The organism is Pseudomonas fuscovaginae SE-1, from assembly GCF_000364705.1.
GTDB lineage: Bacteria > Pseudomonadota > Gammaproteobacteria > Pseudomonadales > Pseudomonadaceae > Aquipseudomonas > Aquipseudomonas fuscovaginae_A.
This window is the reverse complement of the sequence record NZ_AQOH01000066.1, coordinates 20,967-31,754: the sequence shown is the minus strand read 5'-3', so window position 1 is coordinate 31,754 and position 10,788 is coordinate 20,967. Positions and strand designations below refer to the sequence as shown.

Here is a 10,788-nt window from a genome sequence, read left to right as displayed (position 1 = left end):
CTGGGAATGAGCGTCAACCGTTATTTTCAGATTTCGGTCATAAAGGTCAAAAACACCGATCCAATAGCCCCGCTCATCCTTGTAGGCGCTGGCGGTGCGGCGATCCGACTTGCCCGCGAATGGGCCCTTGAGCCTCACCCCGCCAGCGAGAACGCTTTCGCGGGCAAGCCCGGCTCCTAGGCTTTGTCTGAAAAGTCTTGAGACGAAGGTCAGGCAAGGCGAAAACCGCCGAGGAACGGCCGGGGTCGCGCCCGACTTTACTGGAGTAAATGAGCATTCCGAGGCGGTTTTCAACGCAGCATCACCGAGTATCAAGATTTTTCAGACAGAGCCTAAGAGAGGGTAGTGTCAGACACTTGGGCGTGTCATGTGCCGGCCCCTATAGAAAAGCAAAAGCGGAACAGCAATAAACCAGAGCATACCCCACAAGAGCAAAAGGCCGACCCCAAGGGGACAGCCTTATCCTGCTCACGACTTCAGGCAACAGCAGGCAAATGCCCCTCCACCTGACGCATTCACACGATTTTCAGCGCCTTCAGGATAACCAGCGACTTATCGCCAAATGCCTCGGCCTGCGCCAGCAACTCTGCAGTATTCTCTTCGGCAGTAGTAAGGGCCCGGCCATCCTTGACTATCCCCTCCCCCTGCGCGCTGAGGATCCCCCACGCAAACTGCGCCCATTCAGCCGGGTGCTTCTTACCCTGCATGATCGATATCAGGAACAGTTGCCCGAAACGACTGATCGGCACACCCCCTCCGGTCACCGGGCTGGCCAGGCTGGGGATAGGATTGTTGAACAGCGAACGCTTGCACAGGTGCAGGTTCAGAGCACTGCAATTGGCCTGCACCAGCTTTTCGGCAGCCTCGCTCTGGCAGGGCGCCGCGACGCCCATGCCAACCAGTACCGTTATCGCCTGCTCCAGGTCGCCATACGCCATCGAAGGCACAGCCCCCAACAACTGCCGCAAGGTTTTCGGCACATAGCCCTTCGCCGCCAACGCCTCAAGCACGGGACCATATATCTCCGACTGCAAGGTCGCCTCACCTGCTGGCCCCTTGACGGTAGCCGGAACGCTTTCCGCTGCCTGCAACAGGACAAAGCGGGTATTGAGCATGCCTTCGCGCTGCTCCGCTGTAGATAGTCTGATAGCACCGCGCTGGTACAGGTCCCGTCGGAAATGTTGATTGACGAAATAATCACGAGCCTGCTCGCGCACAATGGAATGTTCGATCCCCTCCAGAAAATCCATGCCCTCACCCGTCAGGTTGAGTGGATCCACCGAATCGAGCGGCACAGCCGTCGTGGCATAGTCGAGCTTGGCAGCGGACAAGGCATCGACCACATCGGTGAAATACATGCAGTTCCAGTCGCGATTGAAATACTCATGGGCAACATACTGGCGATTCTGCCCCTTGATGCTCTGCAGCCTGGCAACGACGTTAGGGGCCGCATCGGCATACAGGGGATTTGCCGCCAACAAGGCCTCGGAGAATTGCAATGCTGCATCTATACGCTCGGCAGGAGGCGTCGAGGCACTGGAGGCAAAACGGTCGTGGAGACTGAACAACTGGCGTAACGGCGCCGAAGGCGACCAACCCGGCAAGCAGTTGTAGCTGACATACAGCAACCCACCCGGCTTGAGATGCCGCCGGGCGAATTCGACAATCAACTTCTGGTTATCGCGACTGACCCAGGTCCAGATACCGTGCAGGCTGATGCTGTCGAACTGCGGCAGGTCATTGCGTGCCAACAACTGTTCGAAGCTGTCGTCATACAGCCGGGCATTGCTACCACTGGCCACCGCCAACGTATTGGCATGCGCAGCCTGTGCCGGATGAAAGTCGGTCCCGACATATACCCCCGGGTTCGCCGCCGCGTGAATATTGATCGAGACGCCCTGGCCAAAGCCCAGCTCGCAATGATAGGGATTTGCGCTCTCCAGGGTTGCGAAACCACGCAACAACAAGCAGTAGCGCTGGAAGACCGGGTTGATCTCCCGGCTATAGCCGTAGGTGTACCCCTCATCGGTGAAATAACCTTCGCTCCACGCTTCACTCATGGCTTGCTTCCCTCCTGGTAGTCGATAACAGAAAACTCCCTCTATATAAGAGGTAGCCGCCAGACATCACAAGCAGAACAATTGGAGGATGGCCATCATGGGGCCAATCATGGCGACCAAACCGCCTTTTTTCGCCAGCGTCAACCGCCCTTCGTTCTGATAACGCAGCGGCGAGCGCCCAACCAATGCGCTGAAGCGCTCACAGAAATTGGAGCGCGACATACCGGCAATTTCCGCCAGCACGTCAATACGCCATTGTTGCCCTGGACTTCCATGGATGACTCTCGGCACACGGGCGGCACGCGCGTCCGACAACCCACCGAACCAGCCGGGCGCGGCGCTCTGCCGAAGCCATGCTCGCAGCATCCGGATAACCGTAAGATCGATCAGACGCGAAACCAGATGAACGATCAAGTTTTCGAGGGGATTCATCATGCCTGGCAGGTCCTGCCTTCATTCATACAACTGAGGGCGCAGGGCACCATCGCGGTCATGCTGATCGTGGGATTGAGTGCACACATGATTTATCTGCGCAGGCGAGGGAGACGGTTGGCGCAGGACGCCGCAACGACGCGTCGTGCAGGCAACGAGAGCTTCGCCTGAGACTGCAAGGCTTGATTCATATGGTGTCCCAGGGCAGGTTCGAACTGCCAACCTTCCCCTTAGGAGGGGGATGCTCTATCCAATTGAGCTACTGAGACAACGAGCACCACCTGAGCAGGTGGCATGGAGGACGGCGTGCATGTTAACGGGCACGCCATCGTTTGTCATGTCATCCATGGGCTTTTTAACGGTAAGCCGCCTCTCGATTGCCCTAAGCCACCGGTGCCCCCCTGATAACCGGGACAGCCTTTTGCCCCATCCAAGGCACACTGGTCGGAAAAGCCACCGCCCCTCCAGCCGCAGACCGTTCGTCCACTAGCAAATCAGCTATTTGCCACTATCCTTGAACAATAGAGGCAAAAGGCCAGATCACCGCGTAGCATATGCGGCAGGAAGGCTTTCAGCCTCCAGACTGGCTTGGGATGGCCGATCAGAGCACCGCACCGGCAAAAAACTTTCAAACCAGTGCGCATTTCTGATAATTGGTGCTGGCATATCGCCTTTATCCAGTTCAATATTTGTCACAGAATTGACGCCAATGATCTGGCAAATTTGAGGCATGATGCGGGCCTCATCTCAATTCAGGTTGAACATTTGGCAAAGCATGCTGTCCTACTGACATCCTGCGGCCAATTCCGAGAACCGCTCCCCTGAACTAACCGGTTTAAAACTATGCGCCCATTGAAACAGGCAATTTATTCCAGCCGTACAGCTGACAAATTCGTCGTGCGTCTGCCCGATGGAATGCGGGAACGCATCGCCGACGTGGCTCGTAACCACCACCGCAGCATGAATTCCGAGATCATTGCACGCCTGGAGCAGAGTCTTATTCAGGAAGGTGCCTTGGGCGACGAGCTCAGCATGCGCCTGGACAGCCCAGAACTGTCCCTGCATGAGCGCGAGCTGCTGCAACGCTTCCGTCAACTGTCCCATCGTCAGCAAAATGCCCTGGTGTCGCTGATTGCACACGACGCCGAAATGGCCGCAGACGCCAGCTGATTCATCCCTGAAAGCTCAAGCCAGCCTCGTGCTGGCTTTTTTTTGCGTCAAATTCGGGAAGGCCCCGGAGAAAATCCGGAAACCTGGAGGGAAATGGCGCAGCCAAAAGGCTGCGCCCGAAGATTCAGAGCAGGAAAAGCGTCGCCAGCCCGAGAAAGATGAAAAAGCCACCACTGTCAGTCATGGCAGTGATCATGACGCTGGAGCCCATCGCCGGATCGCGCCCCAGACGCGCCAACGTCATGGGAATAAGTACGCCCATCAAGGCCGCCAACAGCAGGTTCAGCGTCATCGCGGCCGTCATGACCACGCCCAGCGACCAACTGCCATACAGCACATAAGCCACGACGCCAATCACCCCACCCCATATCAGGCCATTGAGCAGCGCTACCGCCAGCTCCTTGCGCATCAACCGCGAAGTATTGCCGGTACTGACCTGATCCAGGGCCATCGCGCGTACGATCATGGTGATGGTCTGGTTGCCGGAGTTGCCGCCAATCCCCGCGACGATAGGCATCAACGCGGCCAGCGCCACCAGCTTCTCGATAGAACCCTCGAAAAGACCGATCACCCGCGAGGCGATGAAAGCGGTGATCAGGTTGATCGCCAGCCATGCCCAGCGGTTACGCAAGGATTTCCAGACCGACGCGAAGATATCCTCTTCTTCGCGCAGACCCGCCATACTGAGGACTTCGCTCTCGCTCTCCTCACGGATCAGGTCGACCATCTCGTCAATGGTCAAGCGACCGATCAGCTTGCCGTTCTTGTCGACCACCGGCGCCGAGATGAGATCATAACGCTCGAAGGCCTGTGCCGCGTCATAGGCGTCCTCGTCCGGGTGGAAACTGACCGGATCACTGGCCATGACATCGGCCACCTGCTTCTCCGGATCATTGACCAGCAACCGCTTGATGGGCAACACGCCCTTGAGCACACCGTCATAGTCCACCACAAACAGCTTGTCGGTGTGTCCCGGCAACTCCTTGAGCCGACGCAGGTAACGCAATACCACTTCCAGGCTGACGTCTTCACGGATGGTGACCATCTCGAAGTCCATCAGCGCACCGACCTGCTCCTCGTCATAGGACAGCGCGGAGCGAACTCGCTCACGCTGCTGACCGTCGAGAGCTTCCATCAGCTCGTGCACCACGTCCCGTGGCAGTTCGGGCGCGAGGTCGGCCAATTCGTCGGCATCCATCTCCTTGGCCGCGGCCAGGAGCTCGTGATCGTCCATGTCGGCGATCAGCGTTTCGCGAACGGCGTCGGATACTTCGAGCAGAATGTCGCCATCGCGCTCGGCCTTGACCAATTGCCAGACCGTCAGGCGATCATCCAGGGGCAAGGCCTCGAGAATGTGGGCGACGTCGGCGGAGTGCAGGTCATCGAGCTTGCGCTGCAGTTCGACCAGATTCTGCCGGTGAACCAGGTTCTCCACCCGGTCCTGATGATGACCTTCCTGACGATGAGTCAGGTCCTCGACCACCCGCTGACGATGCAGAAGCTCGACGACTTGAGCCAGGCGGTCCTGCAGGCTTTCTTGAGATTTCTTTACTTCGATTTCGGTCATAGGCGAACTCCACTCCCAGCAGTGGAACACGCCGGAAGGATCAATCAGTCAATTCTTGATTGGCAAAGCGGGATACTGAGTAACTACTGGGTAAGTCCATGGAGGTTTTCCACAAGCCCCGGCGGGGCTGACGGGCGCAATCATACACTGCCTTAGACGCTTTAACGGCAAAAATCTTGGCAAGAACAAGCGCTTGCGAGAAAAGCCAGACATTCTTCAGCGACTTTCCAATTCGACGACGCATCCCGAAAAGAAAACACACGCCTGCTGCAAAAGTCCGCGACTAGGCTTGGGTAACGACTGCCATGGAGGACCGTCGATGCCGCCAAGAACCTGCTGCCTACTGATTCCCCTTGCGCTGTACCAGCCCACTGCAAGCGCCGCAACGGTGCAGCGCTGCGAAGACGCCAGCGGCCACATCACCTTCACCACATTGGGCTGCCCGCACGACAGCCACCCGAGGACACAACGCGCAGACAATACCGCCCCCGGCAGCACAGTACTGCCTGCCAGGCGGCAACCGGCATCCAAGGAACCACCTGCAGCACCCCGGGAGCTGATCGTAGTAGGCGAACATGACGATGGATGTGGCAATCTCCTCGATGCACGCTCACGACGCCAGGCCATCATCCAGCAACAGGTGCGCCCCGGCATGAATCGCCAGGAAGTGGAGAGCGCCCTGGGCAAGCCGGACAGGATAAGCACAGGCAACAGCAGCACACGCTATCATTACAACCTGAAGAAAGGCCGCAGCAGCCAGGTGCAGTTCGATGAGAAAGGATGCGTCAAACGCTAGAAAGCAGAAAGCAGAAAGCCCGCAACATGTGCGGGCTTTCTGGTGTATGGTGCACTCGACAGGATTCGAACCTGTGACCGCTCGGTTCGTAGCCGAGTACTCTATCCAGCTGAGCTACGAGTGCATTTGTTGCCGCGCATTATAGGTCGTCAGATCTTTTTGTAAAGCACTTTTTCTAGTAATTTCAACAACTTACAGAATAAGCCAGATCGTAACGCACTAAGCAAATAATGGCGGAGAACGGGGGATTCGAACCCCCGACACCCTTTTGAGGTGTACTCCCTTAGCAGGGGAGCGCCTTCGGCCACTCGGCCAGCTCTCCGCAACACGGGGCGTATATTAACCAGCTTTTTCCCCGTTTGCAAACAAAAAAAACGAGAAAAATTAATGGCTTGGTTCTTCGTCCTTCTCTTTCTTGATCCGCAGGTAGATTTCCTCACGGTGGACGGCCACTTCCTTGGGGGCGTTGACACCAATACGCACTTGATTTCCTTTGACGCCGAGCACGGTCACAGTGATTTCGCCATCACCAATGATCAGGCTTTCTGCGCACCGACGAGTCAGAATCAACATACCTATCTCCTCACGCATTTCAGTTCAGGGACAACACAGTCTGCAAAAAAAAGGGCTTCGGCCTACACGCAAGATAGCCATAGCCCTACGTCCCTAAGTATTGACGAGAGCGGGCAAAAGAACAGCACCTGCCCACACTTATCAAAAAATACAAAGGGCGCGGTTCAACCGCGCCCTTTGTCGTCACGCTATCACTCGCCCTGTCGGGCCGCAGCGTCCAGCTCGAATGCCGTGTGCAGCGCACGTACGGCCAGCTCAAGGTATTTCTCCTCGATCACCACCGAAACCTTGATTTCGGAAGTGGAGATCATCTGGATATTGATGCTTTCCTTGGCCAGCGCTTCGAACATGCGGCTGGCCACGCCCGCGTGGGAGCGCATGCCGACACCGACGATCGAGACCTTGGCGATCCTGGTGTCGCCGATCACTTCCCGCGCGCCGATTTCACGCGCGGTGTTCTCCAGCACGTTCTGCGCCGACTGATAGTCGTTGCGGTGCACGGTGAAAGTGAAGTCGGTGGTGTTATCGTGCGAGACATTCTGCACGATCATGTCGACTTCGATGTTGGCGGCACTGATCGGACCGAGAATCTTGAAGGCCACGCCCGGAGTATCGGGCACGCCACGGATGGTCAGCTTGGCTTCATCGCGGTTGAAGGCGATGCCGGAAATGATCGGCTGTTCCATGGATTCCTCTTCATCAATAGTAATGAGGGTACCCGGACCCTCCTTAAAGCTGTGCAGAACGCGCAGCGGAACGTTGTACTTGCCGGCGAACTCGACTGCTCGGATCTGCAGGACCTTGGAGCCGAGGCTGGCCATTTCCAGCATTTCCTCGAAAGTGATCTTGTCCAGGCGCTGGGCCGACGCCACGACCCGCGGGTCGGTGGTGTAGACGCCATCGACGTCGGTGTAGATCTGGCACTCGTCTGCCTTCAGGGCGGCGGCCAGGGCCACACCGGTGGTATCGGAACCGCCACGACCGAGGGTGGTGATATTGCCGTTCTCGTCGACGCCCTGGAAACCGGCGACAACAACCACGCGACCTTCCTTCAAATCAGCACGAATCTTCTGATCGTCAATCTGCAGGATGCGTGCTTTAGTGTGTGCACTGTCGGTCAGGATCCGCACCTGGTTGCCGGTGTACGACACCGCTGGCACGCCGCGCTTCATCAGCGCCATGGCCAGCAGGGCGATGGTCACCTGCTCCCCGGTGGAAACGATCACGTCCAGTTCGCGCGGAACCGGCTGGTTCTCGCCACTGATTTGTTTGGCCAGATCGATCAGGCGATTGGTTTCGCCGCTCATCGCAGACAGTACAACCACCAGGTCATCGCCGGCTTCGCGGAATTTCTTAACCTTGTCGGCGACCTGCTCGATTCTCTCGACAGTGCCGACTGAGGTGCCTCCAAATTTCTGTACGATCAAAGCCATTTCTAAGCCGCCTCAGCCCGTAAAGGGGCGCCCATTAATCATTCAAACCACAGCCACGCTGCCTATCACTAGACGATAGGCATTGGCGCGAAGCCTTAAACGCCCTGCTCGACGAATGGCGCGGTCAGGGCCAGTGCTGCGTCCAGCGCCGAGGCGTCGGTACCGCCGCCCTGCGCCATGTCCGGACGACCACCGCCCTTGCCACCCACCGCCGCAGCGGCCTGTTTCATCAGATCACCGGCTTTGAGTTGGCCGGTCAGGTCCTTGGTCACGCCAGCAACCAGCACGACCTTTTCCTCATGGACACTGCCGAGCAGGATCACTGCGCGGCCGAGTTTGTTTTTCAGCTGATCGACCAGCGCCAGCAGGGCCTTGCCATCCTGGCCGTCCAGGCGTGCGGCCAGGACTTTCACACCTTTGACGTCCTGGGCCTGGGCCGACAGGTCGTCACCCGCAGCGCTCGCGGCCTTGGCCTGCAATTGCTCGAGTTGTTTTTCCAGCAGGCGGTTGCGCTCCAGCACAGCCGACAGCTTGTCGATCAGGTTGTCGCGATTGCCCTTGATCAGGTTCGCGGCTTCCTTGAGTTGCTCTTCAGCGGCATTGAGGTAGGCCAGCGCCGCAGCGCCGGTCACCGCCTCGATGCGCCGCACACCCGAGGCCACACCACCTTCGCTGATGATCTTCAGCAGGCTGATGTCGCCGGTCCGGTTGGCGTGGATACCACCACACAGTTCGACGGAGAAGTCACCGCCCATGCTCAGCACGCGCACGGTGTCCCCGTATTTCTCTCCAAACAGCGCCATCGCGCCTTTTTTCTTGGCGGTGTCGATGTCGGTTTCTTCGGTTTCCACCACCGAGTTCTTGCGGATCTCGGCGTTGACGATATCTTCCAGAGCCTTGATCTGCTCCGGCTTGATCGCTTCGAAGTGACTGAAGTCGAAGCGCAGGCGCTGGCTATCGACCAGCGAGCCTTTCTGCTGCACGTGGTCACCCAGCACCTGGCGCAGGGCAGCGTGCAGCAAGTGAGTGGCCGAGTGGTTCAGCGAGGTGGCATGACGCACTTCGGCGGCAACCTGGGTCTCGACCTGGGCACCCACCAGCAGACTGCCCTGGGCCAACACACCGTGGTGCAGGAAAGCACCGCCGGTCTTGGTGGTATCACGCACGTCGAAACGACCAGCCGCCGCCTTGAGATAACCGCAATCACCCACCTGACCACCCGACTCGGCGTAGAACGGCGTCTGGTCCAGGACCACGACGCCCTCTTCACCTTCATTCAAGACGTCGACCGACTGTCCTTCTTTATAGAGCGCGACAACTTTCGCCGAACCGCTGGTGGCGCTGTAGCCGGTAAATTCGGTGGCCACATCGACCTTGACCAGGCTGTTGTAGTCCATGCCGAAGGAACTGGCGGAACGGGCACGCTCACGCTGGGCTTCCATCTCGCGCTCGAAGCCGGCCTCGTCGAGGGTCAGGTTGCGTTCGCGGGCGATATCGCCGGTCAGGTCCATCGGGAAGCCGTAGGTGTCGTAGAGTTTGAACACCACGTCACCAGGGACGATGCTGCCCTTGAGCTCGGCCAGGTCCTGCTCGAGGATCTTCAGACCCTGTTCCAGGGTCTTGGCGAACTGCTCCTCTTCAGCCTTGAGCACGCGCTCGATGTGCGCCTGCTGGGATTTCAACTCAGGGAAGGCTTCGCCCATCTCGGCCACCAGCGCGGCGACGATCTGATAGAAGAAACTGCCCTTGGCGCCCAGCTTGTTGCCATGACGGCAGGCGCGACGAATGATCCGACGCAGTACATAGCCGCGACCTTCGTTGGACGGCAGCACGCCGTCGGCGATCAGGAAGCCGCAGGAACGGATATGGTCGGCCACCACCTTCAGCGAAGCCTGGTTGTCGTTGGCGCAACCGATGGCCTGCGCCGAAGCCTTCAGCAGGCTCTGGAACAGGTCGATTTCGTAGTTGGAGTGAACGTGCTGCAGCACCGCGCTGATCCGCTCCAGGCCCATGCCGGTGTCCACCGATGGCGCCGGCAGCGGGTGCAGCACACCGTCGGCGGTACGGTTGAACTGCATGAACACGTTGTTCCAGATCTCGATGTAGCGGTCGCCATCTTCTTCCGGTGAGCCGGGTGGGCCGCCCCAGATGTCGGCGCCGTGGTCGTAGAAGATCTCGGTGCAGGGACCGCACGGGCCGGTATCGCCCATGGTCCAGAAGTTGTCGGAGGCGTAGGGCGCGCCCTTGTTGTCGCCGATGCGAACCATGCGCTCGGCGGGTACGCCGACCTCCTTGGTCCAGATATCGTAGGCTTCGTCATCGCTGGCGTAGACGGTGACCCAGAGCTTCTCCTTGGGCAGGTTCAGCCATTTTTCGGAAGTCAGGAAAGTCCAGGCGAAGGTGATGGCATCGCGCTTGAAGTAGTCGCCGAAACTGAAGTTGCCGAGCATTTCGAAGAACGTGTGGTGACGTGCGGTATAACCGACGTTTTCCAGGTCGTTGTGCTTGCCGCCGGCACGCACGCACTTCTGGCTGCTGACCGCGCGGGTATAGGCGCGTTTTTCCTGGCCCAGGAAACAATCCTTGAACTGGTTCATCCCCGCGTTGGTGAACAACAGGGTCGGGTCGTTGCCCGGAATCAAAGAGCTCGAGGCGACACGGGTGTGGCCCTGCTCTTCGAAGAAGCGAAGGAAGGCTTCACGGATTTCTGCGCTTTTCATAGGTTCTTCCACGGAGTCTGCGGCCGGAGGCAAGTGC

9 protein-coding genes and 3 tRNA genes are annotated in these 10,788 nt (G+C 58.5%); 3 read left to right on the top strand and 9 right to left on the bottom strand.

Translation table 11 applies throughout. From position 1 onward, the window contains the following. Positions 1 to 180: hypothetical protein (locus K675_RS33545; protein WP_232434407.1), on the top strand; the 180-nt coding region annotated here is incomplete at its 5' end. 335 nt (positions 181 to 515) lie between these two features. On the opposite strand, the gene K675_RS0107645 is transcribed toward K675_RS33545, so the two are convergent. The 3 genes from K675_RS0107645 to K675_RS0107635 all read right to left on the bottom strand — a co-directional run bounded on the left by K675_RS0107645 (position 516) and on the right by K675_RS0107635 (position 2,761). Beyond that, positions 516 to 2,060: a class I SAM-dependent methyltransferase gene (locus K675_RS0107645; protein WP_017902920.1), complete on the bottom strand. Its 1,545-nt coding sequence runs from the start codon at positions 2,058 to 2,060 to the stop codon at positions 516 to 518. Between the two features lie 66 nt (positions 2,061 to 2,126). Beyond that, positions 2,127 to 2,495 carry a helix-turn-helix domain-containing protein gene (locus K675_RS0107640; RefSeq protein WP_017902919.1) on the bottom strand — a complete coding sequence of 123 codons (369 nt, stop codon included), beginning with the start codon at positions 2,493 to 2,495 and terminating at the stop codon, positions 2,127 to 2,129. Between the two features lie 189 nt (positions 2,496 to 2,684). Further along, positions 2,685 to 2,761: transfer RNA gene (locus K675_RS0107635), tRNA-Arg, on the bottom strand. 574 nt (positions 2,762 to 3,335) lie between these two features. On the opposite strand from K675_RS0107635, the gene K675_RS0107630 reads away from it, so the two are divergent. After that, positions 3,336 to 3,662, top strand: a complete 327-nt coding sequence (locus K675_RS0107630) for an Arc family DNA-binding protein (protein WP_026145013.1) — start codon at positions 3,336 to 3,338, stop codon at positions 3,660 to 3,662. A 124-nt stretch (positions 3,663 to 3,786) separates the two neighbouring features. On the opposite strand, the gene mgtE is transcribed toward K675_RS0107630, so the two are convergent. Next, the gene (mgtE, locus tag K675_RS0107625) at positions 3,787 to 5,229 is read right to left on the bottom strand and encodes a magnesium transporter (protein WP_017902917.1); all 1,443 of its coding nucleotides are present in this window, start codon (positions 5,227 to 5,229) and stop codon (positions 3,787 to 3,789) included. 319 nt (positions 5,230 to 5,548) lie between these two features. On the opposite strand from mgtE, the gene bamE reads away from it, so the two are divergent. Next, the gene (gene bamE / locus K675_RS30485; RefSeq protein WP_037006356.1) at positions 5,549 to 6,025 is read left to right on the top strand and encodes an outer membrane protein assembly factor BamE domain-containing protein; all 477 of its coding nucleotides are present in this window, start codon (positions 5,549 to 5,551) and stop codon (positions 6,023 to 6,025) included. A 47-nt stretch (positions 6,026 to 6,072) separates the two neighbouring features. On the opposite strand, the gene K675_RS0107615 is transcribed toward bamE, so the two are convergent. The 5 genes from K675_RS0107615 to alaS all read right to left on the bottom strand — a co-directional run bounded on the left by K675_RS0107615 (position 6,073) and on the right by alaS (position 10,751). After that, positions 6,073 to 6,149, bottom strand: a tRNA-Arg gene (locus K675_RS0107615). Positions 6,150 to 6,256: 107 nt separating this feature from the next. After that, positions 6,257 to 6,347 (bottom strand) — tRNA-Ser (locus K675_RS0107610). Between the two features lie 62 nt (positions 6,348 to 6,409). Continuing rightward, positions 6,410 to 6,598 carry a carbon storage regulator CsrA gene (gene csrA / locus K675_RS0107605; RefSeq protein WP_002554426.1) on the bottom strand — a complete coding sequence of 63 codons (189 nt, stop codon included), beginning with the start codon at positions 6,596 to 6,598 and terminating at the stop codon, positions 6,410 to 6,412. Between the two features lie 191 nt (positions 6,599 to 6,789). Continuing rightward, the gene (locus K675_RS0107600; RefSeq protein WP_017902915.1) at positions 6,790 to 8,031 is read right to left on the bottom strand and encodes an aspartate kinase; all 1,242 of its coding nucleotides are present in this window, start codon (positions 8,029 to 8,031) and stop codon (positions 6,790 to 6,792) included. Positions 8,032 to 8,126: 95 nt separating this feature from the next. Then, a complete protein-coding gene (gene alaS, locus K675_RS0107595; protein WP_017902914.1) occupies positions 8,127 to 10,751 on the bottom strand; it encodes an alanine--tRNA ligase in 2,625 nt (874 codons plus the stop codon). Between the last annotated feature and the right edge of the window lie 37 nt (positions 10,752 to 10,788).

Excerpts from the sequence above, each read along its gene's own strand:
- K675_RS0107630 (WP_026145013.1), top strand. The coding sequence starts at position 3,336 with ATGCGCCCATTGAAACAGGCAATTTATTCCAGCCGTACAGCTGACAAA.
- K675_RS0107645 (WP_017902920.1), bottom strand. The coding sequence starts at position 2,060 with ATGAGTGAAGCGTGGAGCGAAGGTTATTTCACCGATGAGGGGTACACC.
- K675_RS0107640 (WP_017902919.1), bottom strand. The coding sequence starts at position 2,495 with ATGATGAATCCCCTCGAAAACTTGATCGTTCATCTGGTTTCGCGTCTG.
- K675_RS0107600 (WP_017902915.1), bottom strand. The coding sequence starts at position 8,031 with ATGGCTTTGATCGTACAGAAATTTGGAGGCACCTCAGTCGGCACTGTC.
- mgtE (WP_017902917.1), bottom strand. The coding sequence starts at position 5,229 with ATGACCGAAATCGAAGTAAAGAAATCTCAAGAAAGCCTGCAGGACCGC.
- alaS (WP_017902914.1), bottom strand. The coding sequence starts at position 10,751 with ATGAAAAGCGCAGAAATCCGTGAAGCCTTCCTTCGCTTCTTCGAAGAG.
- bamE (WP_037006356.1), top strand. The coding sequence starts at position 5,549 with ATGCCGCCAAGAACCTGCTGCCTACTGATTCCCCTTGCGCTGTACCAG.
- csrA (WP_002554426.1), bottom strand. The coding sequence starts at position 6,598 with ATGTTGATTCTGACTCGTCGGTGCGCAGAAAGCCTGATCATTGGTGAT.